Annotated in this window: 19 protein-coding genes; 10 read left to right on the forward strand and 9 right to left on the reverse strand. The window is 69.8% G+C overall.

Annotated features, from left to right (window positions below; translation table 11 throughout):
- Positions 1-98: 98 nt before the first annotated feature.
- The gene (locus AC5RUW_RS04240) at positions 99-800 is read right to left on the reverse strand and encodes an acyltransferase (protein ID WP_494159564.1); all 702 of its coding nucleotides are present in this window, start codon (positions 798-800) and stop codon (positions 99-101) included.
- A 125-nt stretch (positions 801-925) separates the two neighbouring features.
- Here AC5RUW_RS04240 and AC5RUW_RS04245 point away from each other — a divergent pair, with 125 nt between their 5' ends.
- The gene (locus AC5RUW_RS04245; protein WP_494159565.1) at positions 926-2,422 is read left to right on the forward strand and encodes a glycosyltransferase; all 1,497 of its coding nucleotides are present in this window, start codon (positions 926-928) and stop codon (positions 2,420-2,422) included.
- Here AC5RUW_RS04245 and wecB read toward each other — a convergent pair.
- Positions 2,419-3,570 carry a non-hydrolyzing UDP-N-acetylglucosamine 2-epimerase gene (wecB, locus tag AC5RUW_RS04250; protein ID WP_494159566.1) on the reverse strand — a complete coding sequence of 384 codons (1,152 nt, stop codon included), beginning with the start codon at positions 3,568-3,570 and terminating at the stop codon, positions 2,419-2,421. The two genes, AC5RUW_RS04245 and wecB, sit on opposite strands and share 4 nt — an antisense overlap.
- 334 nt (positions 3,571-3,904) lie before the next feature.
- Here wecB and AC5RUW_RS04255 point away from each other — a divergent pair, with 334 nt between their 5' ends.
- Genes AC5RUW_RS04255 through rsmD form a run of 3 tightly spaced genes read left to right on the forward strand, consistent with a single transcriptional unit; the run spans position 3,905 to position 7,720 of the window.
- Entirely contained in the window at positions 3,905-4,852 is a 948-nt protein-coding gene (locus AC5RUW_RS04255) for a DAK2 domain-containing protein (RefSeq protein WP_494159567.1), read from the forward strand.
- Positions 4,842-7,064 (forward strand): ATP-dependent DNA helicase RecG, encoded by a 2,223-nt coding sequence (locus AC5RUW_RS04260; protein WP_494159568.1) that lies wholly within the window; start codon positions 4,842-4,844, stop codon positions 7,062-7,064. The genes AC5RUW_RS04255 and AC5RUW_RS04260 overlap by 11 nt, the downstream gene beginning before the upstream one ends.
- 59 nt (positions 7,065-7,123) lie before the next feature.
- Positions 7,124-7,720, forward strand: a complete 597-nt coding sequence (rsmD, locus tag AC5RUW_RS04265; RefSeq protein ID WP_494159569.1) for a 16S rRNA (guanine(966)-N(2))-methyltransferase RsmD — start codon at positions 7,124-7,126, stop codon at positions 7,718-7,720.
- Positions 7,721-7,733: 13 nt separating this feature from the next.
- On the opposite strand, the gene AC5RUW_RS04270 is transcribed toward rsmD, so the two are convergent.
- Together AC5RUW_RS04270 and AC5RUW_RS04275 are read right to left on the reverse strand one after the other, a co-directional pair.
- Positions 7,734-8,543 carry a spermidine synthase gene (locus AC5RUW_RS04270; protein ID WP_494159570.1) on the reverse strand — a complete coding sequence of 270 codons (810 nt, stop codon included), beginning with the start codon at positions 8,541-8,543 and terminating at the stop codon, positions 7,734-7,736.
- On the reverse strand, positions 8,540-9,781 hold the full coding sequence (locus tag AC5RUW_RS04275) for an aminotransferase class I/II-fold pyridoxal phosphate-dependent enzyme (RefSeq protein ID WP_494159571.1): 1,242 nt from the start codon (positions 9,779-9,781) through the stop codon (positions 8,540-8,542). Before AC5RUW_RS04275 ends, AC5RUW_RS04270 begins: the two co-directional genes overlap by 4 nt.
- A gap of 90 nt (positions 9,782-9,871) precedes the next feature.
- Between AC5RUW_RS04275 and coaD the strand changes: the two genes are divergently transcribed.
- Complete coding sequence (gene coaD, locus AC5RUW_RS04280; protein ID WP_494159572.1) at positions 9,872-10,342, forward strand: pantetheine-phosphate adenylyltransferase; 471 nt, start codon at positions 9,872-9,874, stop codon at positions 10,340-10,342.
- Between the two features lie 30 nt (positions 10,343-10,372).
- Here coaD and AC5RUW_RS04285 read toward each other — a convergent pair whose 3' ends face one another.
- Positions 10,373-10,957, reverse strand: a complete 585-nt coding sequence (locus AC5RUW_RS04285) for a YdcF family protein (protein WP_494159573.1) — start codon at positions 10,955-10,957, stop codon at positions 10,373-10,375.
- 290 nt (positions 10,958-11,247) lie between these two features.
- On the opposite strand from AC5RUW_RS04285, the gene AC5RUW_RS04290 reads away from it, so the two are divergent.
- The 5 genes from AC5RUW_RS04290 (at position 11,248) to AC5RUW_RS04310 (ending at position 15,815) form a co-directional block, all read left to right on the forward strand.
- Positions 11,248-11,802, forward strand: a complete 555-nt coding sequence (locus AC5RUW_RS04290; RefSeq protein WP_494160187.1) for a YceD family protein — start codon at positions 11,248-11,250, stop codon at positions 11,800-11,802.
- 2 nt (positions 11,803-11,804) lie between these two features.
- Positions 11,805-12,008 carry a 50S ribosomal protein L32 gene (rpmF, locus tag AC5RUW_RS04295; protein WP_146364453.1) on the forward strand — a complete coding sequence of 68 codons (204 nt, stop codon included), beginning with the start codon at positions 11,805-11,807 and terminating at the stop codon, positions 12,006-12,008.
- 69 nt (positions 12,009-12,077) lie between these two features.
- Entirely contained in the window at positions 12,078-12,848 is a 771-nt protein-coding gene (gene rnc, locus AC5RUW_RS04300) for a ribonuclease III (protein ID WP_494159574.1), read from the forward strand.
- Positions 12,849-12,854: 6 nt separating this feature from the next.
- Positions 12,855-13,820, forward strand: a complete 966-nt coding sequence (gene mutM, locus AC5RUW_RS04305) for a bifunctional DNA-formamidopyrimidine glycosylase/DNA-(apurinic or apyrimidinic site) lyase (protein WP_494159575.1) — start codon at positions 12,855-12,857, stop codon at positions 13,818-13,820.
- A gap of 570 nt (positions 13,821-14,390) precedes the next feature.
- Positions 14,391-15,815 (forward strand): HNH endonuclease, encoded by a 1,425-nt coding sequence (locus AC5RUW_RS04310; protein ID WP_494159576.1) that lies wholly within the window; start codon positions 14,391-14,393, stop codon positions 15,813-15,815.
- Positions 15,816-15,921: 106 nt separating this feature from the next.
- Here AC5RUW_RS04310 and AC5RUW_RS04315 read toward each other — a convergent pair whose 3' ends face one another.
- Genes AC5RUW_RS04315 through AC5RUW_RS04330 form a run of 4 tightly spaced genes read right to left on the reverse strand, consistent with a single transcriptional unit; the run spans position 15,922 to position 21,594 of the window.
- Complete coding sequence (locus AC5RUW_RS04315) at positions 15,922-16,740, reverse strand: serine hydrolase domain-containing protein (RefSeq protein WP_494159577.1); 819 nt, start codon at positions 16,738-16,740, stop codon at positions 15,922-15,924.
- A gap of 44 nt (positions 16,741-16,784) precedes the next feature.
- On the reverse strand, positions 16,785-17,855 hold the full coding sequence (locus AC5RUW_RS04320; protein ID WP_494159578.1) for an NAD-dependent epimerase/dehydratase family protein: 1,071 nt from the start codon (positions 17,853-17,855) through the stop codon (positions 16,785-16,787).
- Positions 17,852-20,575: an alpha/beta fold hydrolase gene (locus AC5RUW_RS04325; RefSeq protein WP_494159579.1), complete on the reverse strand. Its 2,724-nt coding sequence runs from the start codon at positions 20,573-20,575 to the stop codon at positions 17,852-17,854. The genes AC5RUW_RS04320 and AC5RUW_RS04325 overlap by 4 nt, the downstream gene beginning before the upstream one ends.
- The gene (locus AC5RUW_RS04330; RefSeq protein ID WP_494159580.1) at positions 20,569-21,594 is read right to left on the reverse strand and encodes a 3-oxoacyl-ACP synthase III; all 1,026 of its coding nucleotides are present in this window, start codon (positions 21,592-21,594) and stop codon (positions 20,569-20,571) included. The genes AC5RUW_RS04325 and AC5RUW_RS04330 overlap by 7 nt, the downstream gene beginning before the upstream one ends.
- Positions 21,595-21,653: the final 59 nt, after the last annotated feature.

Raw genomic sequence — 21,653 nt, forward strand, 5'->3', positions numbered from 1 at the left:
GATGCCTGGCTCCATCACTACAATTATCACCGACCCCATACCGGGATCGAGGGACGCTCACCCATAGAACGCGTTCACAACGACCGTAAGAGTTACAGCTAGGCCGGGGTGTCAGCGGGCCGGGTCGGATTCCAGTAGGGCGACCGGGTGACCGTGGAGGCGTCCGGCTTGTAGAACGGACGTGCCCTGGACAGGTGCGGGCGTTCCCAGGCGATGTCGCGCCGGACGACGCGGGCCGGGGAGCCTACGGCCACGCAGTTGTTGGGTACCGGCCCGGTAACCAGCGAGGCAAAGCCAATGACGCTGCCGTCACCGACCTCGGCACCTCCGAGCAGCACCGCCCGCTTCGCCAGCCATACGTGGTTGCCCACCGAGATGTCCTTTGACCAGTTCACGCGTTTTCCCGATGCGATGTCGAAGATGGCATGCCCGTCATCAGCGCGCAGCTCGTTTTCGCTGGCCAGCATGACGTCGTCGCCGATGGTTACGGCGGTGCCCTCCACGGCGGAGATCACGCAGCTGTTGGTGGTCGTGACGTTTTCGCCAATGGACACCAGCGAGTCCTGACCGACCCGGATAAAGGCGGAAAAAGTTCCGAAACGGCTCCCACCGAGGCGCAGCGTCCCGTTGTCGCAGTCAAAGGTCACATTCAGTTTTCCGGGGCGGATGTTTCCGGCGGCCTCGATCGTGTTGCCGGATCCGCGGAAGTCTATATGCACTCCGGAAAGGTTCGGGCCGGAGTAGAGGATGCGGTTTCCGTTGTCATCCTTATACGTCGAGAGCGTATTCAGCTGCACCATGCGGGGATGATAGTCCCCGGTCGGGCGGTGGCCAACCGAAAAAGCTACGTGGAATATGCGGCGAATCCGCCCCTAAAGTTCAGCCAGGTCCATCCCCGAAACAACGTCCACCCCAGGAGCGCGGCATGGAGAACAGACACGTGTACGTGGCCATGATCGGAGTCCTTCCGGGCCGGCCCACAGGCCTGGCGATGTCCGTGCTGCGGCGGGCAGAGGCCTTTGCCGAAGCAGGGATCAGCACCGAGATCCTCGTCGACCACTTCTCCGCCGACTACGACGACCAGACGCGGGAGCTGTTGGATCACAGGAGGATCGGCGGCGCGATTACGGTGCGCTACATGTTCCATGACCTTGCCGGGCAGCGGCTTTACCCTGCGGACGAGCCGTACGAGACTCCCCTGGGCGGAGAAGGCTGGACCTACCAGGCGATGGGCGGGCGTACCGATGCCCTGGCCGGGCGGTTCGAGGGACAGTATCGGCACCGCGTCCTGCTGCGGGGGGACCGCGTGGTGTTCATCGACCATCTTGACGACGGAGCCCATACGCGACGCATTTGGCACGATTCGCGGGGCCGCCCCTGCCGAATCGACATCATGGGCAGTACCGGCAAGCCGCAGGTGGTCCGCTACGTTGACCGGCGGGGCAGATGTTTCCTCGAGGAATCCCGTGATGAAGCAAGCCAGCGCATCCTGGGGCTGGAGCTGTATCCACGCACGTCGGACAGCTTTGAGTGCCGGAGCATGGTCGACGTTTTCCACTACTGGATGCGGTACTTTGTGCTGCCGGGCACGTCCGCTCCGACCATCATCTCCGAATACGGCAGCCGACGCGCTGCGCTGACGGCGCTCGAGCGCGAGTTCGATGCCCGGGTGGTCTACACGGTCCACAACAACCACCTGTCGAAGCCGTACCGGTACGGCGCACCCGTACGCCCGGAGATGGCGGACCTGTTCAACCACCTGGCCGACTGCCGGCACGTAGTGGTGCTGACGGAGGAGCAGCGACGGGACCTGTGGAAATCGCATGGCAGGCTTCCATCGCTGCACACCATCCCGCACTACGTTCCGGCCGTCTCGCGCGATGCTCCCCGGGACGGCCGGAAAGTGGTCATGGTCGGAAGGTTCGAGGACATCAAGGGGCAGCTGGCCGCGGTCCGGGCGTTCCGACGGGTGGTCGACGCCGTGCCCGAGGCCAAGCTGGTCTTTTACGGGAGGGGCAGCTCCGAGGAGGCGATGGCCAAGGCAATCAGCGACCTGGGGCTCGCGGAATCCGTGGGCATCGCCGGTTTCGCCGCGGATGCGGAAACCGTTTTCCTTGGCGCGGCCATGTCCATAGTGGCCTCGGATTACGAGGGATTCTGCCTTTCCCTGGCGGAAAGCATGGCGGCAGGATGTGTTCCGGTCGCCTACGACATTAAATACGGCCCGAGGGAAATGGTGCAGAACGGCGTCAACGGTTTTCTCGTGGAACATGGAAACGAAACCGAACTGGCGGATGCGCTGATCCTGGGATTGTCGGACCCAGGGCTGACCCAGGAAATGTCGCTGGCCGCGCGGTCCATTCAGGACCAGTACTCAAAGGAGCGGTTCATCGCTGACTGGAAAGCAGTCCTTTCCGGCTAGGCCCGCTGCGTCCTTCGGTCCTCAAGGCCGAGGAGCCGTTCGATGGCGGCAACGCTGGCCCGGGCCGCCGCCCCGACGCCGTAGGGATTGACCGCCGCCGCCATACGGCGGTAGCTGCCGCTGTCGCGGAGCAGCGCCTGGACTTCGGCGACGATCCGGGCTTCATCCGTTCCCACCAGCCTGGCGGTTCCGGCCTCCACGGCTTCGGGACGTTCGGTGTTGTCCCTCATGACCAGGACGGGAACCCCCAGGCTGGGCGCTTCCTCCTGGATGCCGCCGGAATCCGTGAGGGCCAGGTAGGAGATGGACAGCAGACGGCAGAACTCTCCGTACGGCAGGGGATCCGTGACCAGGACATTGGGGCTCTCCTGCACCGCCGGCAGCAGTGCCCCGCGGACGGCGGGATTGGCGTGGGCAGGGAGCACCACGGCGAGGTCAGGCTCCTCGGCCGCGAGCCGGGCAAGTGCCCGGCCCACTCCGCGCATGGCCTCTCCCTGGTTTTCCCTGCGGTGGGTGGTGACCAGCAGGATCTGCCGCCCCGAGGCCGCGAGGCGCTCCAGTGCGGGGTCGCGGAAGGGAACATCCCGGGCAACGGTGCGGAACAGGGCGTCGATGACGGTGTTGCCCGTGACCACGATGTCTTCGGGACGGACGTTCTCGCGGAGCAGGTTCCGTCGGCTGCCCTCGGTGGGCGCCAGGTGCAGGGACGCGATCGTGCTGATCAGTTTGCGGTTTCCCTCTTCAGGAAAGGGCGACCAGGGGTTGCCGCTGCGCAGGCCCGCCTCCACGTGGACGATCGGGATGCCCTGATGGAAAGCCGCCAACGCGGCGCCCAGGGACGTGGTCGTATCGCCCTGCACCAGCACCACGTCCGGCCGGTTCACGCTGAACAGCTTGTCCAGCCCGTCCAGGGTGCGGGTGAGGATCCCGTTGAGGCTCTGCCCGGGCTGGAAGATATTGAGGTCGTGATCCGGGACTATGCCGAACAGGTCGTTGACCTGGTCGAGCATGGCCCGGTGCTGGCCGGTGACGGTGACGAACGCTTCGACGGTCGTCCTGGACCGCAGTTCCTTGATGATCGGGGCCATTTTGATGGCCTCCGGCCTCGTCCCGTACACGGGCATCACAAGCGGTGGTGATTCCCCCATTGCGACTCCTCGGACTTGGCGCGCGCAGCTCACGGCGGCGCGGAATGCGGCTGAGTGTATGTCTGGTTGGCGGACATGACCACGAGTGATATTTGCGTGGTGGAGGCGTGGTTGCGAGTAAACCGGCTTCCCGCCCGTCGTTCCGCCCGCCCGTCGTTCCGCCGGCCTGTCGGCCCGCGGGGACCTCGAACGGTGTCGGTGCCCTGCGGTAGGCTCAACACTGACAAAAGGGGCTGCGGGCAACGGCGCCCGCCAGCCGGAAGGCAGGCCAGCATGGAACGGAACCGTTTTGCAGAATAAGATCACCGCCAATGCGCAAGCGCTGAAGCGATGGTTGAGCAACGCCGAAGTGTCCTTGGGCAACCACAGCGACCGCCTTAACGCCATCAACATCTTTCCGGTAGCAGACGGCGACACCGGCACCAACCTGTACCGCACCCTCTGCGCGGCCACTGAAGCGGTCGAATCGCTGGAGACTACGGACATCGGTGAACTGCTCGGCACCGCCGGCCGGGCCGCCATGGAGCAGGCGCGGGGCAACTCCGGCACCCTGCTGTCGGTCTTCCTCACCTCCATGTCGGAACCCCTGCACGGGCACACCCGGCTGTCCGCCCCGTTGCTGGCGGCGGCCCTGCAGCGCGCGCAGCTGCGCTCCTGGTCCGTGCTCAGCGATCCGGTGCCCGGCACCATGCTCTCCGTGCTCGAGGAAGCCGCCCGCATAGTGTCCGAACAGGAGGGCGCGAAGACCGGCGATGACAGCAACGTCGCGCTCGCCGTCAGTCTGCGGGCGATGGTGACCGGGGCGCTGGCCGCCGTCGTGCACACCGAGCAGCAGCTCGATGAACTTGCCGCTGCCCGGGTGGTGGACGCCGGCGGGGTGGGCTTCCTGCTGATCCTCGACGCGCTGCGTGCCGCGGCCCTCGGTGAGGAGCTGCAGGAGGAGCTGCTCGACGGCCTGCACGGCTACGACGTGCAGGCACCGCACATCCACTCCGAGCAGCCGCAGATGGAGGGCGTGGAGGTCATGTGCACGATCACCCTCAGCCCGCTCGACGCAGCCACCCTGCGCCTGCAGCTGGACGAACTCGGCGAGTCGGTGATCATGAGCGCCGTGGAGCCGGTGGGGGAGGGCTACCGCTGGCGGGTGCACGTGCACACCCCCGATGCCGGCTCCGCGCTGGACGCCCTGCGCAGCGTGGGGGAACCCACCAACGTCACCATCACCGAGCTCTCCGCCGACGGACACGAAACGCGGGAGATCCCCGAGACCCATGACGTCTGACCTGCCCGCTGAACTCGATTTTCCGCTGGACCGCCGGCTGGGCAAGGCCTCGGCCGCGAAGCTGGAGAAGCAGCTGGGCCTGAAAACGGTGGGCGACCTGCTGCACCACTTCCCACGCCGCTATCTTGAACGCGGCGAGCTGACGCCGATCGCCGAGCTGCCCTACGACGAGGACGTCTCCCTGATCGCCCGCGTACAGAGCGCCAACTCCCGCCGGATGCGCACCCGCAAGGGCATGCTCCTGGAGGTGGTGGTCACCGACGACACCGACGGCACGCTCGGCCGGCTGCACCTGAGCTTCTTCAACGGGTACAAGGCGGAGAAGGAACTCCGGGTCGGCGTCCGGGCGCTCTTCTCCGGCAAGGTGGGCGCCTACCGTGACCACCTCACCCTGACCAACCCCACGTACGTGGTGCTTGACGAAGACGCCGACCTCGACGAGGACATCGCGCGCCGGCCCATCCCGGTCTATCCCGCCACCGCCGCGCTGGCCAGCCCGAAGATCGCCGACGCCGTCGCCGTCCTGCTCGACGGCCTGCAGGGCGCATCCCTGACGGACCCGGTGCCGGAGCGGATCCGCCGCCGCGACGGGCTGCCCCGCATGGTCGAGGCCTTCGAGATGATCCACCGGCCCGCCGAGCTCTCCGACGCCTACCGCGCCCGTCACCGCTTCCGCTACCAGGAGGCCCTGGTGCTGCAGGCCGAGCTGGCCCGACGTCGTGCGCTCACCGAGCTGGAGGACGCCACCGCCCGCCCGTCCCGGGAGGGCGGGCTGCTGGACCGGTTCGACGCCGACCTGCCGTTCACGCTCACCGCCGGACAGACCGACGTCGGGCAGCAGATCAGCGCGGACCTCGCCCGTCCGCATCCAATGAACCGGCTGCTGCAGGGCGAGGTCGGCTCCGGAAAGACCCTGGTGGCGCTGCGGGCCATGCTCCAGGTGATCGACGCCGGCGGGCAGGCGGCCCTGCTCGCCCCCACCGAAGTCCTCGCCGCACAGCACTATGCCTCCATCACCCGCACGCTCGGCCCGCTGGCGGAGGGCGGCCTGCTCGGCGGCGACGACGAAGGCACCCGCGTGCGGTTGCTCACCGGCTCCATGCCCACCGCCCAGCGGCGTGCGGCGATGCTGGACATCGCCAGCGGCGAGGCTGGGATCGTGGTGGGCACCCACGCCCTGTTGTCCGAGAACGTCCAGTTCGCCGACCTGGGCCTGGTGGTCGTGGATGAACAGCACCGGTTCGGCGTCGAGCAGCGTGACGTCCTGCGCAGCCGAGGCCGCAGCACCCCGCACCTGCTGGTCATGACCGCCACGCCCATTCCGCGCACCGTCGCCATGACCGTGTTCGGCGACCTGGAGGTCAGCACCCTTGCCGAGCTGCCCGCCGGCCGCGCGCCGATCAGTACGCACCTGGCCCCGCTGGCGGACCATCCGGGCTGGGAGGCACGCATCTGGCAGCGGGCGCGCGAGGAGATCGACGCCGGGCGGCAGGTCTACGTGGTGTGCCCCAAGATCGGCGACCGGGAGGAGGAACCCGGCTCCGATCCGGGACTGCTGCCGGGAACGGCGGATCCGGCCGGAACGGCAGCCCAGCGTGAGCTGGCCTCCGTTGCAGCCGTCTACGAGCGGCTCGCGTCGCTGCCGGCGCTGGCCGGAACCCGGATCGGCATGCTGCACGGCAGGATGGAACCGCAGGAAAAGGCCGCCGTCATGGGGGGCTTCAACCGCGGGACGGTGGACCTGCTGGTGGCCACCACGGTGATCGAAGTGGGAGTGGACGTTCCCAACGCCACGCTCATGGTGATCCTCGACGCCGACCGGTTCGGTATATCCCAGCTGCACCAGCTGCGCGGCCGGGTCGGCCGGGGCGGGCTGCCCGGCACCTGCCTGCTGGTCACCGGGCTCGAGAACGGGCACCCCAGCCGGGAACGGCTCGACGCCGTCGCCTCCACCACCGACGGCTTCGAACTCTCGCGCCGGGACCTTGAGCTGCGCCGCGAGGGCGACATCCTCGGTGCCGCGCAGTCCGGCGGCCGCTCCACCCTGCGCCTGCTCCGCGCCGTGCAGGACGAGGCCCTGATCGCGCAGGCGCGTGACGACGCCCAGCTGCTGATCCGCCAGGACCCGGAACTGGCGGAGTTTCCCGCGCTCGCGGGCGCCATTTCGCGCTACCTGGACCCCGAGGCGCAGGCCTTCCTCGACCGCGGTTGACCGCACACCGCCGCTGCCGACGGAAACATGCTTCCACCGCCGGCGGATAAGGTTGAATCATGAGCCGCATCATCGCCGGAACCGCCGGCGGCACCACCCTGGCAGCCGTTCCCGGGGACAACACCCGCCCGACCACCGACCGGGTCAAGGAAGCGCTGTTCTCCCGGCTTGAGTCCTACGGCGTGCTCGACGGCGCGCGGGTGCTTGACCTGTATTCCGGCTCGGGTGCCCTCGGCCTGGAAAGCGCCAGCCGCGGCGCCGCCGCAGTGGATCTGGTGGAGGCGGCCGAGAAGGCCGCCGCCGTCTGCCGGCGCAACGCGGGCCTCATCAACGACAGGCTCGGCGCCCCGCGGGTCTCCGTCCACCGGGCCAAGGTCGAGACCTACCTGGCCCGCGTCCCGGCGGGGCTCACCTGGGACCTGGTGTTCCTTGACCCGCCCTACGGTGACGCCGAGCCCGACCTCGGCACCGTCCTGGCGCAGTTGGCCGGGCACCTGGCCGACGGCGCCGTCGTCGTGGTCGAGCGTTCCGCCCGCTCACCCGAACCCCAGTGGCCCGCGGGCCTGGAACGTTTCGCGGACCGGAAGTACGGCGAGACCGTGCTCTGGTTTGCTGAACCCGCTGAGCCCGGAGAAGCCGCCGACGAACAGGCCTGATCCCGGCGGCCGTTCAGCCCGCGAAGCGGTCCAGTTCCTCGCCGGTAAGCACCGCTGCCGGATGCGGCCCGGCGGCCAGCAGCGCACCGGTCCACTCTTCGGGCCAGCCCGCCGCCGCGACGGCCAGCACGATGTTGCCCGGATAACGGCCGGAGAACATGCTGCGTTCGGCCAGCGCCGCGACGCCGGCGTCGGGCCGCGCCGATTCCACGGCTTCCTGCAGGGCCCGCACCTGGGCACGCGCGAACGCCAGCGGCGGATCGTCGCCGACGTTCACCAGCAGCACGCCGGACTCCGTCAGCAGCGAGAGCAGCTGCGCGTAGTACGCGGGCTCGGTCAGGTGGCCCGGCGCATCCGCGCCCGCGAAGACATCGAGCACGACGGCGTCGAACGAGCCGGGAGCGTACCGCTCCAGTTCCTCCCGCGCGTCGCCGATCACCGGCTCCAGCCGGGTGCCCTCCGGCAGCGGCAGATGCGCCAGGACGAAGTCCAGCAGCTCGCGCTCCAGCTCAACCGCGTGCTGCTCAGAGCCCGGGCGGGTAGCCTGCAGGTAGCGGGCCAAGGTCAGGGCGCCGGCGCCCAGGTGCAGCGCCCGCAGCGGCCGGCCCGGGGGAGCGGCCAGGTCCAGTACGTTGCCGATCCGCCGCAGGTACTCGTAGAAGATCTCCTGTGGCCGGGCCAGATCCACGTGCGACTGCTCCGCGCCGCCGATGCTCAGGACCCACGCGCCGTCGCTGTACCCGTCCGGATGGATCACCGCGTGGGCGCCGATGCCGCGCAGCAGCCTCGAGGGATGCCGTGCGCTGCCGCCGCTCCCGGTCACAGGGCGGCGCCCAGCTTGGCCAGCCGGTCGGCGGCCTCGGTGAGCACATCGGTCTTCTTGCAGAAGGCGAACCGGAGCAGCGTCCGGGTCCGTTCGGCGCCCTCGTCATGGCAGAACGGTGCGACCGGGATCGCCGCGACGCCGATCAGTTCCGGCAGCCGGCGGGCCAGCTCGGTGGCGTCCTCGAAGCCCAGCGGAGCGACGTCGGCCATCACGAAGTAGGTCCCCTGCGGCCGATACACGCCCAGCCCGGCCGCCCGCAGGCCCTCGCTGAGCAGGTCCCGCTTTGCGCCCAGGACGGCGGCGGTGCCGGTGAAGAACGACGTCGGCAGCGCCAGGGCCTGCGCGACGGCGATCTGGAAGGGGGTGCCGGAGGTGTAGCTGAGGTAGGACTTGACCGTGCGCACCGCCGCCACCAGCTCCGCGGGACCGCTCAGCCAGCCGACCTTCCACCCGGTCACCGAGAACGTCTTGCCGGCCGAGGAAATGGTCAGGGTCCGCTCCGCGGCTCCGTCCAGGGTCGCCACCGGAACGTGGGGTGCCCCGAAGGTGAGGTGTTCGTACACCTCGTCGGTGACGATCACAGCTGAGTGGCGGGCCGCCAGGTCGACGACGCGCTGCAGCAGGTCCGCGGGAAAGACGGTGCCGGTGGGGTTGTGCGGGTTGTTGATGAGCACCACCCGGGTCCGGTCGCTGAAGGCGGCGGCCAGCTGACCGTCGTCGGGCAGGAAATCCGGGGCGTGCAGCGGCACCGTGACGTGGTCCGCGCCGGTGAGGCCGATGACGGCGCCGTAGGAGTCGTAGAAGGGCTCGAAGGTGAGCACCTCGTCGCCGGGCCCGCACAGGGCCAGCAGGGCGGAAGCGATGGCCTCGGTGGCCCCGGTGGAAACCGTGATCTCCGTGGCCGGGTCCAGGCGCAGCCCGTAGAACCGCTCCTGGTGCGCGGCGATGGCCTCGCGGAGCACCGGCAGGCCCTGCCCCGGCGCGTACTGGTTGTGTCCGGAGGCGATGGCGTCGCGGGCCGCCTCCAGTACCGGCGCCGGCCCGTCCTCATCAGGGAAGCCCTGGCCCAGGTTGATGGCACCGTGGCGGGAAGCGAGTCCGGTGATCTCCTCGAAAATGACGGTCCCCAGGGTCCCGCCCGGCCCCAGCAGGTTGGCGCCGGCGGCGGTGCGCTGCCAGGGTGCCGGAGCGGAACCGGAAAGGGCCAGGGGAGTGTCTGCGTTCGAGTCGGTCATGTCCTCCAGTATTGCGTGCCGACGCGCGGACGGCGCGGTTTGTCATTACGGGCGGCTGGCGGTGACGGGCCGGCTTGGTAGATTCGTGGGATGCAACGTGCAGTGTGCCCCGGCTCATATGACCCCATCCACAACGGACACCTGGAGATCATCGCGCGTGCCGCGAACCTCTTCGACGAGGTGATCGTGGCCGTGTCGACGAACTACGCCAAGAAGTACCGGTTCACCGACGAGCAGCGCCTGGAGATGGTGAGCGAATCGGTGCGCGCGCTCGCCGGCGTGCGCGTGGTGCCCATGGGCGAGGGCCTGCTGGCGGAGTTCTGCCGCGAACACGGCGCCAACGCCATCGTCAAGGGAATCCGTTCCACGCAGGACTACCAGTACGAGCTGCCGATGGCCATGATGAACCGCCACCTCACCGGCGTCGAAACCGTCTTCCTGCCGGCGGAGAGCGGCTACACGCACCTGTCCTCCACCCTGATCAAGGAAGTGGCCGGCCTGGGCGGCGATATTACGGAATATGTGCCTCACGGCGTGCACAAGCGGCTGACGGGCGACTGACCGGGGAGAGGCGCCGGGGCGGCGGTCCGCTCAGATCGCGTTCGCGCACGCAGGGCGCAGCAGCGCCGCCGCCGTGCCCGCCGACTCCTCGACGAAGCGGGACAGCCACTGGCCGGGGCCCAGATCGGGCTCCGAGGCCGCCATGGTGATGTCCGCCCCGCTGCACTGCTCGAGGTTTGCCTGCGCCCGCACCAGGTGGTAGCGCGAGGTCACCACGATCAGCTCGTCCCATCCGTTCTCCGCGGCCAGCCGGGCGACGGCGCGCGCCTCGCCGCGGGTGGTCATCGGGTCGGGGCTGAAGCAGACGACCCGGGGGTTGGTGCCGTGATCGCACAGCACATCGGTCCGCTGGTTTCCGGGGGTATCGGTGGTCGAGAGCACCAGGACCGGTGCCCGGCCCTCCCACCACAGCTGCCGGCCGACGTCCAGCCGCTCCTCCGCCGCGCCCGCCAGCACGACGACGGCGTCCGCCGACTCCGGAGGCTGGTCCGGGTGCGGAAAACGGAACAGGTTGATCGAGGTGAACAGCCACAGAAACGCCACGCACATCAGGGCCGCGGCCGCGGAGAGCAGGCGGCGGCGCAGGCGGGGACCGACAAAGGTGGAGCTGGGCACACCGCAACCTTAGGGCAGGAAGCCGCCGCTGCCTGAACCGGGGGAGCGCACCGGCGGCCGTCCGCCGGTGTCCGCGCGCCGTCGTCGTCCGCCTGGGAGGCGCCCGGCTGCCTTCGCGGCAGGGCCCGCGCTAGGATGGAGATGGTATCCGGCCCGCAGGGCAGGGCCCGGACAGTCGGCGCAGGCGCCGGTTTGGGTCTGGGGGCCGACTCAGGCTAAGATGATATGTCGGTCTATGTTCTACAGGAGTTCTCATTAGCGTTCATTCGCGGACAAATCCGGGTTCGCCCCTGACGGTCAACGTCAAGGACCTCGGGCGCAGCCCGGGGACCATGCGAACCATGCAGGAACATGTGCCGGCACCGAAGGATTTCGGTGTGGCGCTGATCGGCGTCGACGAGGGTTCGGAACTTGATCTGGACCTGAGGCTCGAGGCCGTGCACGAAGGGATTTTGGTATCGGGAACCGTGGTCGCTCCCATCCGGGGCGAATGCGGACGGTGCCTGAAGCCCCTCGCGTATGACCAGGAAGTCGACGTGCAGGAACTCTTCTACTACGAGGACGCTGAGTCCTTCGAAGAGGAAGAGGAGCAGCGCCGGATCGAGCAGGATAGCATCGACCTTGAACCGGCACTGAGGGACGCAGTGGTAACCACCCTGCCGTTCCAGCCGGTGTGCCGGGAGGACTGCAGAGGCCTCTGCTCCGAATGCGGAGCCAGCCTTGAAGAGGATCCGGAGCACCACCATGAGGTCGTGGATCCTCGCTGGGCAGCCCTCGCCGGGCTGGCTGGCATGACCGCGGAAGCGGCAACAAGTACAGAGTCAGACGAGAGAGAAGAGAGTTAGTCGTGGCTGTTCCCAAGCGGAAGATGTCCCGCGCGAATACACGTGCCCGTCGGTCCCAGTGGAAGGCCACTGCGCCCAACCTGGTCAAGACCGTCGAGAACGGCCGCGTGACCTACAGCCTGCCGCACCAGGCCAAGGTTGTCACCGACTCGGCCGGTACCGCGCTGTTCCTTGAATACAAGGGACGCAAGGTCGCAGACGTCTAAGACCGGTGTCCGCCGGGCCTTCCCGGAGAAGGGCCGGCACTGCACCGCTTTTCAGGTCGAATCTCAAAAGTGAAGAACACTGAAGAGCTTACGAAGCGTCTCGGCGTCGACATCGACGCCGAGACGCTTCGTCTTGCGCTCACACATCGCTCCTACGCCTACGAACACGGCGGCATTCCCACGAACGAACGCCTCGAATTCCTGGGCGATTCCATTCTCGGCTTCTCCGTGACGGACGCGCTTTTCCGGGACCACCCGGACCTTTCCGAGGGCGAGCTCGCCAAGCGCCGCTCCGCCGTCGTCAGCACGCGTGCCCTCGCCGGGATCGCCCGCGACCTCGGGCTGGGCCAGTACATCCTCCTCGGCCAGGGGGAGAAGCTGACCAACGGCCGCGACAAGGCCTCGATCCTTGCCGACACCACGGAAGCCATCATCGGCGCCGTCTACCTGACCAACGGCATTGAAGCCGCCCGGGCCATGGTGATGCGCCTGATTGGCCCGCTGCTGGCCGACACCGAGGCCCTCGGCGCCGGCACCGACTGGAAGACCAGCATCCAGGAGATCGCCGCCGCCCGAAAGCTCGGCGACATCGAATACCAGGTGAACGGTTCGGGCCCGGACCATGCCCGCAGCTTCGAAGCCGTCCTGGTGATCGGAGGCCGGCCCTACGGCAGCGGCACCGGCCACTCGAAGAAGGAAGCCGAGCAGGAAGCCGCGGCCGCGTCCTGGAAGCTGCTGCGCAGCGCTGAGGAACAGGCAGCTGCCCGGACCGATTCCGGCCTGGCCGACACCGTGCGCACTTCCGCAGCCGCACCGGCCTCGCACGCCGCCGAACGCTGAGCCCGCATGCCCGAACTGCCTGAAGTCGAGGTGGTGCGCCGCGGACTCGCCCGCTGGGTCCGCGGCCGCACCGTCGAAACGGCGGAGGTGCTGGACGCCCGGTCCGTCCGCCGGCACGCCGCCGGCGCCGAGGACCTGCGCGCAAACCTGGAGGGCGCCGTCGTCCTCGATGCCGTGCGCCGCGGCAAGTTCCTGTGGATGCCGCTGCGCGGCGAGGGCGAGCAGCCGACGACGCCGCCCACCCAGGCGCTCATGGCGCACCTGGGCATGAGCGGCCAGCTGCTGGTGGAGGACCCGCATCAGCCCGATGAGAAGCACCTGAAGGTTCGACTGGTGCTCGGCGAGGCACACGACGCCGACGGGACGCCGCTGCCTACGGAGCTGCGGTTCGTGGACCAGCGCATCTTCGGCGGCGTGTTCCTCTCCCGGCTGGTGCCGACCCCCGATGGACAGCCGGGTGGCCTCGCCGAAACCCCGCTGGCGCTGGTGCCGGAGGAAGCGGCGCACATTGCCCGGGATCCGCTGGACCCGGCCTTTTCCCGGGACGCCTTCCACGCCGCGCTGCGGCGCCGAAAGACGGGGCTGAAAAGGGCGCTGCTCGACCAGGGGCTGGTCAGCGGGATCGGAAACATCTATGCGGACGAAGCGCTCTGGGCCGCCCGCCTGCACTATGCCCGCGCCACCGATACCATCCGCCGGCCGGAAACCGAACGCCTGCTGGACGCGGTGCAGGACGTCATGACGCGTGCTCTCGATGCCGGCGGAACCAGCTTCGATTCGCTCTATGTCAACGTCAACGGCGCGTCCGGCTACTTTGCCCGATCCCTGAACGCCTACGGGCGGGCGGCGCTGCCGTGCCCGCGCTGCGAGGAACGGGGGCTGTCGACGCTGATCCGGCGCGAGTCCTTCATGAACCGCTCCTCGTATAGCTGCCCGGTGTGCCAGCCCAGGCCGCGGAACGGGCGCTGGTAGGGCGGCTGCGGAACGCCGTGCCGGTAGAGCGGGAGAGGCGCTCGTAAAGCGGCGTGGAACGGGCGCTTTTCAGCGCGTTGTGGAGGGGCACGGTTTTCGGGGCGTTGTGGAGGACGGGTACGCCGCAGCGGGGCGGGTAGGCGTACGCCGTGGAGTGAGGTAATGCCCCCGCATCTCTGAACCTGTTCCGGGAGCAGGTGCCGCAATAGACTCGAACACATGTTCGAATGGGATGGATCTCGCGGGCACGGCGGGCAGCCGCCGTCAGACGTCGTTTCCGTGCCACCGCCCGCCGCTGGACCGGTGGCCGAGCCTGCGGAGTTGGCCCAAAAGGTAGTAGGCCGAAGCCCCAGGGCAGTTACCGGTCGGGCAGGTAGCGCTCCTGCCGACCCAAGGCCTCTGCGAGCGGAACGTATTCGGGAATGGAAACAGATCCTGGAACGAGGCGGCGACGCTTCGGTGTCGGCAGCGGCCGCACCGTCAGCAGCGGTAATCGCAGCGGGAGGACCGGGACCAGCGGCAGAGCCTGGCCCCGACACCGATGCAGAGCTGATTGAACGGATTCGGGCTTTGGAGGAGCTCAAAGCAGCGGCGTCTGCCGAGCAGGCCCGAGCTGCGGCCGCATTCGATAAATCTCAGCGTCGACAACAGGCCTTGGCCGGCCTGTCCCGCGAACAGCAGGGGAGAGGCGTGGCCGCACAGATTGCTTTGGCCCGCAGGGAGTCGCCCACTCGGGGCGGCCGCCTGCTTGGCTTCGCCAAGGCACTCACCGCCGAGATGCCCTGCACGCTCAGGGCGCTGTCTGCAGGGCGGATCAGTGAATGGAGGGCGACGCTGCTGGTGCGGGAGACGGCGTGCCTTAGCGTGGAGGACCGGCAGCAGGTGGACCAGGAGGTTGCCGGGGACCCGGAGGTGCTGGAGCGGCTCGGTGATCGGCAGATCATCGGTCGGGCGAAGGCGGCCGCGTACCGGCTCGATCCCCAATCTGCCGTAAACCGTGCTGCGAAAGCGGCTGCCGACCGGTTCGTCTCCTGCCGTCCGGCACCGGACACGATGACCTACCTGACCGGGCTGCTGCCCGTCGCCCAGGGGGTCGGTGTGTACGCGGCCCTGAGCAGGGAAGCGGACCGGCTCCGCGCTGCTGGTGACATTCGGGGGCGTGGGCAGATCATGGCGGACACCCTCGTGGAACGCATTACCGGACAGACCGACGCCGGGCAGACACGGGTGGAGGTGCAGCTGGTCATGACCGACAGGACCCTGTTCGCCGGCGATGCCGAACCCGCCCTGGTCCCCGGGTACGGCCCCGTCCCTGCCCAATGGGCCCGAAACCTGGTGCGCGCACGGCGGGACAGCACCGCTGGTCCCGGCACCGGGACAGGCGGCTCCGTCGGCACCAGCGGGAACGAACCGGATCGGAAGGCGGGCAGCCGTGGCCGCCAGGACGCTGTTGGGACAGTCAGGGTGCCGTGGAGTGGCGGCGGCACTCCGGACGGCGCCCGGACCGGAGCAGGTAGGAAGCGCGGCGACCACGACGAAGGGGCCCCGAACGGAGGTCCCAGCCGAGATGATGTTCGGGGTATCGGCCGACGGGAGGAGCGATGGATACGCAGGTTGTTCGCATCCCCGCGCACCGGCGAGCTGGTGGCCATGGACTCTCGGGCACGGCTCTTTCCGTCCTCGCTGGCCCGTTTCATCGCTGTACGCGACCAGGTCTGCCGGATGCCGTGGTGCGGGGCACCGATTCGGCACATCGATCACGTTCGGCCGCACAGCCGCGGTGGACCGACGACCGCCGCCAACGGGCAGGGGCTGTGCGAAGCCTGCAACCAGGCGAAGGAAGCTCCCGGTTGGAGCAGCGAGGTGACAGGGCCCGGTTCGTCCGATGTGGAGACCGTGACTCCCACCGGACATCGGTACCGATCCATGGCGCCGCTGCTGCCCGAAACACGGCAACGCCCCGAGATACCGGGACCAGGCCCGCAGATGGCATGACAACGTTCAGGGACGTTCAGGGACGTTCGGAGGCGCCCGAGACGCCGAAGCGCCGACAGAAGGGCGCAGCCAACGGGCGCCGGCGAAGCCCGCGCAGCCGGTACTGTCAGCCGATGCCCAGCTCGGCGAGCACGCCGTCGGTGTACGCAGGCCACGCTTCTGCAGCCCAGGGGCCGAAGTCCCGGTCGGTCAGTCCAATGAGTGCGGCCTGCGCCTGCGGATCCACCCACAGGAAAGTGCCGGACTGGCCGAAGTGGCCGAACGTGGCCGGAGAACTCTTCGTGCCCGTCCAGTGCGGTTCCTTATGGGCACGGATCTCGAAGCCCAGCCCCCAGTCGTTCTCCTTCTGCCGGCCGAAGCCGGGAAGGACACCCGACAGCCCGGGAAAGACCACCCGGGTGGCCTCTGCCAGTCGGCCCGGATCGGTCAACGCAGGCGACTGCAGCTCGGCTGCGAACCGGCTCAGGTCACCGGCGGTGGACACCGCACCGGCAGCCGGAGAACCCTCGAGGGAGGTCCCCGCCATGCCAAGCGGCTGCAGGACGCCCTGGGACAGGTACTCGGCGAACGGTATGCCGGTGGCCTCCTCAAGGGTCTCACCGAGCACCTCGAACCCCGCATTCGAGTACAGCCGGCGGGATCCGGGCTCGTACCGCACGGTGCGCTCGCCGAAGTCATATCCACCCGAGTGCGCCAGCAGGTGGCGCACGGTGGAGCCCTCCGGCCCGGCAGGCTGGTCGAGTTCCAGCGCCCCCTCATCGAGGGCAATCAGCACCGCGTAGGCACTGAGCAGCTTGGTCACCGAGGCCAGCGGAAAGCGGCGGTCCTGGTCGCCGGCAGTGCCGAGGACCTTGCCGTCGGCGGACACCAGGGCGGCCGCCGCGTTCTCCACCGGCCAGGACTCAATCTTCTTCAGGCTGTTCACGGGTTCGCTTCCTTACAGCTTGGCTGATCTGTCGGTACGGGGTCTCAGGCTCGGTCGGCGGGCGGGTCATTCCAGGCAGCCACCCCGCCGCTCCCGGAACCGCCGGCGGCCGTCCCGCCGTAGTGCCGGGCCAGCCGGCGCATGCCTTCCTCGATGGACACCTCCGGCACCCACTCCAGCACCTCCCGGGTCTCCCGCTGGTCGAACCAGTGGGAGGTGGACAGCTGTTCGGCGAGGAACCGGGTCATCGGCGGCTCGTCGTGGACCAGCCCGCGTTTACCGGCAGCCAGCCACGCCTTCTCGATGAGGCTTCCCGCCGCGCGCGCCAGGCTGCCCGGAACGCTGAGACCCGGAGGCTGTATGCCGGCCGCAGTGCAGATGCCCGCGATCAGCTCACCCACAGGCCGGGGCTGGCCGTTGGTGACCACCAGGGCGCGGCCGTGCGCGGCGTCCATCCGTTCCAGGCCGCGCACGATGGCTGCCGCGGCATTGTCGATGTAGGTCGTGTCGATCAGCGCCGCGCCGGCGTCGAGCAGCGGCAGCCGGCCCGAGCGGGCGCGGTCGATGACCCGTTCCACCAGCTGGGTGTCCCCGGGACCCCACACGATATGGGGCCGGATGGCCGTCACCCGGAATGCCTCGGAGTCCTGGTCGAGGGCGATCAGCTCGGCCTCGGCCTTGGACGCGGCGTAGAAGCCCCGCGCCCGGGCCGGGTCGGCCGTCCCCGCGCCCGCTCCGGCGATCGGCTCGCCGAAGTGCGCCACGGACGGCGAGGAGACGAACACGACGTCGCGCACCCCCTCGGCGCGGGCAGCGTCCAGCAGCACGCGCGTGCCGCGGATGTTGGTGTCCTCGAACTCGCGCCATTCCCCGGTGAAGGAGACCTTCGCGGCCAGATGGATGACGGCATCCATGCCGGCCACGGCCCGGGCCGCTGCCTCGGCGTCGGACACCGATCCGGCCACCGCGTCACGTCCCGGCCGGCCGGGACTGCGCTGGAAGGTGCGAACCTTGTGGCCCTTGGCCTCCAGCAGGTCGGCGACGGCACCGCCGAGCAACCCGCTGGCTCCGGTCACCAGGACGTTGCGCGGCATCTGGACGTCGGCGGCGGTCATCGGCGGGCCCCCTGCCCGGCCGGCTCGGCCGCAGGCACCGCGGGTCCGGCCTTATCCGGCCGCGGCACCGGGCCGCCGGCCAGCACCTTCGAGGCCCAGCCGGCCAGCGCGGTCCGGTCGATCTTGGAATTGTGGCGGATGTCCGTCGGCATCTGCGGCAGCACCAGCACGGCGGCCAGATCCAGGAGGCACTGCTCCCGCACCCGTGCCCGGACGGCGGCGGAGAGCTCGGCGGAGGCCGGTCCGGCCCGGCGGGCCGGCGGCTGGGTTTCGATGACGGCCACCGGAACCTGCGCTCCGGCGGGACCGACGCCGACGACGGCGGCCCGCCCGACGCCGTCGACCGTCTCGGCTGCCTGCTCACCGGCCACCGGGGTGCGGACCCCCTCGGCGGTGGTCAGGATGTGTCCCAGCCTTCCCTGCACCCAGAGCCGGCCCTGGTCGTCGAGGTGCCCGACGTCGCCGGTTCGGTGCCAGCCCGGAATGGAGGAGCTGCGGGACTCGGTGATCCACAGCCGGTCGTAGCGGTCCTTCACGTGCGGGGCGCTCACGAGGATTTCACCCGTGACGTTCGCCGTGGTCAGCACCTCGCTGCCCACGGAACCGTCAGGGAAGACCTCGGCGATCGCCACCCGGGCCCCCGAGACGGGGGTGCCGACACAGACGCCGTTCCCGGTCCCGGCGGCGCGGATGCCGGGCAGGTCGATGTCCGTCACCGGCAGCGCCTCGGTCATCCCGTAGGGGGTGTGCAGCGCGGCCTGCGGCACCAGCTCCTGCACCCGGGCCAGCAGCGGCTCCGGAATCGGAGCCCCGGCGGAGAGCAGCAGCTCGACCTTCGCCAGTGCCTCACGCTGCCGGCCGCTGAGCTGACCGGCGGTGGCCAGCACGTTGGCCAGCGCGGCGGGGGAGGCGAACACCGTCGTGGCGTCCACGGCCACGGCGGCCTCCGCGAGGGCGGCGGCGCTGAGGGTGCGCGGTGAGGTGACGTCCATGTCCGGGGTCACCGACGTCGCTCCCAGTGCCGGGCCGAGCAGTGCGAACGGCGCGAAGCCGGCCACCAGCGACGTGCCGGCGCGCAGGTTGTAGGTGTTCCGGATGGCGTCGCGCATGGCGGTCAGCTGCCGGTGCGTGTACACGACGCCCTTCGCGGGGCCGGTGGAGCCGGAGGTGAACAGCACGGCGGCGTCGGCGTCAGGCTCGACGGCGGGCCAGGACCGGTCCGCTCCGGCATGGGTACCTGCGGCGATGAGGTCAGCCACGGAGTGCCGGATGCCGAGCAGCCGGCGGCGGGCGGGGGAGAGCTCGGCGACGCTGATCCGGGTGCCCGGCCAGCCGAACGCCCGGGCGCCGATCAGCGCCCGCTCGATGCCGATGAGGAACGCGGGGCCGGCGCCCTTGATGGCCCGGCTGAGCCCCTTGGTGCCCAGCCCGGCGTCGGCGACCACAATCACCGCGTTCAGCCGCAGGCACGCGTAGATCAGCGAGGTCAGCTCGATGCCCGGCGGCACCAGCAGGTTCACCCGGGTGCCGGGCCGGACGCCGGCGGCGGCCAGCCCGGCGGCGAGGGCATCGACCCGCTCGGCCAGCTCGGCCCAGCACAGGGTCAGCGGTCCGGCGCCGTCCTGCCCGCCCAGCGGCGCCATGTCGACCACGGCGGGGGAGGAATCGGTGCGCCGCTCGTCCAGTTCGGCCAGCATCGGCCGGAAGCCGGCGGCGGTCTCGGGGGAGGACGGCGCGGCGGCGGGCGCCGCGTCCCGGCCGGCGCCTTCGCTGCCGCCGGCATCAGGCGCGCCTAGGTTCGCGTGCAGCCACTGGAAAAGCGGCGCGGCGATGTCCCGGTCCTCGGCAACCAGGTGTCCGGCGCCCTCGAAGCGGTGCACGTCCGCCTGCGGCAGCCGGCCCAGCAGGTCCCGCAGGTAGCGGTCGCTGAACACCGGATCTCGCGGGCCCCACATCATCAGGGCGGGCACGTCCAGGGAGCTGATGCCCTCGGCCACGGTTTCCAGGGCCGGCCAGCTGGGGTGGGACCGGTCGGCGGGAATGTCCGCCACGAAGTTGGCGACGCCGTCGCGCCGTTCGGCTCCCCGGTACGGGGCGTTGTAGGCGCGGCGCACGTCGGCGGGCAGCGCCGGGTGGGCCAGGGACAGCGTCGTGCGGATGAACGCGTCGGTGCTGCGCGTCCCGGCCCGATGCACGGCCGGATGCAGCGCCAGGCGCAGCGGGGCGGGCAGCTCGAAGCCGGCCGGATGCACCGCGGTGTTCAGCAGCGCGACGGCGGCCACCTGGCTGCGGTGCCGCAGCGCCCACCCGAGCGAGATGATGCCGCCCCAGTCATGGCCCAGCGTCACCACGGGAGTGTCCAGGCCGAGCGCGTCGGTGAGGTCGGACAGGTCGGTGATCCGGTCGGCCAGGCGGCGGAAGGCGCCGGTGCGCTCTGAGAAGCCCATGTCCAGCTGATCGACCGCCACCACACGCCAGGGCCCGCCCGGAGCGTCCGCGGCGGCAGCCGCCACGCTGCGCCACAGGTAGGACCAGGTGGGGTTGCCGTGTACGCACAGGATGGTGCCCCGCGGGGTCAGCCCGCGTTCGGCCAGGTCGGCCGCGGTGTCGAGCACGTGCCAGGTGCGGACGGTGCCGGGGCGGTCGACGGCGGCGCTGGAGGGCACCTGGACACGGGTGGACCAGGAAGCGGCCACGCCGGGCCAGTCTGCAGCTACCACGCAATCTCCATCATCGTGGTGTTCAGGCCGGAGCCGACGCCCATGCACAGCACCCGGTCGCCGGGGTTCAGCGATTCGGCCTCCTGGGCGAGGGTCATCGGCAGCGACGCCGGGCCCACATTGCCCCACTTGGGGAACGTGATCGGCACCCGCTCACGGTCCAGTTCCACGGCCTTGATGATCGCGTTCGTGTAGGAGGTGGAGACCTGGTGGGTGACGTAGCGGTCCATGGCGGTCCAGTTCCAGCCCTGCTCCTGCGCTTCCCGCCACGCGGTCACCACCAGCTCCAGGCCGCCGTCGAGCAGGCCCTTGGTGTCGGTGTACATGCCGTCATGCCCGCCCACGCACAGCTCATGGTGCTCGGTGCCGGCACGGGACACGCCGCCGAGGATGCGGTGCGAGCCGGGATGGGCGTCGGCCCGGCCGATGACGGCGGCGGCCGCGCCGGAGCCCAGCGTCAGGCTGGCGAACTCGCGCAGGTAGTCCTCGCGGGTGGAGTCCTCCCGGTTCAGGCGGGAGAACGTCGCCTCGGCGACCTTCTGCGAATCCTCGCCGGCGACGATCAGTGCGTAGTCGATCTGTCCGGACTCGATCATGTTCGCTGCAAGCGTGATTCCGTTGACGAATCCGAGGCATGCGTTGGCCAGATCGAAGTTCAAAGCGGAGGACGGCAGCCCCAGTCCGTGATGGATTTTCACGGCCACGGAGGGCTCGAGGTTCCGTCGCGTGACCGAGGTGTTGATCAGCAGGCCCACCTGGTGGGGTTCGATGCCGGCCTCGGCCATGGCCTTCGCGCCGGCCTCGATCGCGCCGTCGTCAAAGTCCGCGCCGGGCGCCCACCAGCGGCGCTCCTCGACGCCGGCGACCCGCTCCAAAAGCCTGCGGGACAGCCGGAGCCGCTTGAGGGACGGGGCAAGCCGCTTGTCGAATTCGTCCGACGAGACCACCACCGGCGCTTCAACGCTGGTCACGCTCAAGAGGGCCGTGTTGCTGTGCTGGAAGGTGAAGTTCCCGGTCAAAATGCCTGCCTTGTCTGCTGCCTGTTACTCATGCGCTGGCGGCCGCCGCACAGCCCAAC

The organism is Arthrobacter sp. Y3222053, assembly GCF_059092805.1.

Bases quoted from the DNA above. Each gene is read 5' to 3' on its own strand.
- AC5RUW_RS04275 (WP_494159571.1), bottom strand. From the start codon at position 9,781: ATGACCGACTCGAACGCAGACACTCCCCTGGCCCTTTCCGGTTCCGCT.
- coaD (WP_494159572.1), top strand. From the start codon at position 9,872: ATGCAACGTGCAGTGTGCCCCGGCTCATATGACCCCATCCACAACGGA.
- AC5RUW_RS04245 (WP_494159565.1), top strand. From the start codon at position 926: ATGGAGAACAGACACGTGTACGTGGCCATGATCGGAGTCCTTCCGGGC.
- AC5RUW_RS04320 (WP_494159578.1), bottom strand. From the start codon at position 17,855: ATGACCGCCGCCGACGTCCAGATGCCGCGCAACGTCCTGGTGACCGGA.
- AC5RUW_RS04260 (WP_494159568.1), top strand. From the start codon at position 4,842: ATGACGTCTGACCTGCCCGCTGAACTCGATTTTCCGCTGGACCGCCGG.
- wecB (WP_494159566.1), bottom strand. From the start codon at position 3,570: ATGGGGGAATCACCACCGCTTGTGATGCCCGTGTACGGGACGAGGCCG.
- AC5RUW_RS04240 (WP_494159564.1), bottom strand. From the start codon at position 800: ATGGTGCAGCTGAATACGCTCTCGACGTATAAGGATGACAACGGAAAC.
- rsmD (WP_494159569.1), top strand. From the start codon at position 7,124: ATGAGCCGCATCATCGCCGGAACCGCCGGCGGCACCACCCTGGCAGCC.
- mutM (WP_494159575.1), top strand. From the start codon at position 12,855: ATGCCCGAACTGCCTGAAGTCGAGGTGGTGCGCCGCGGACTCGCCCGC.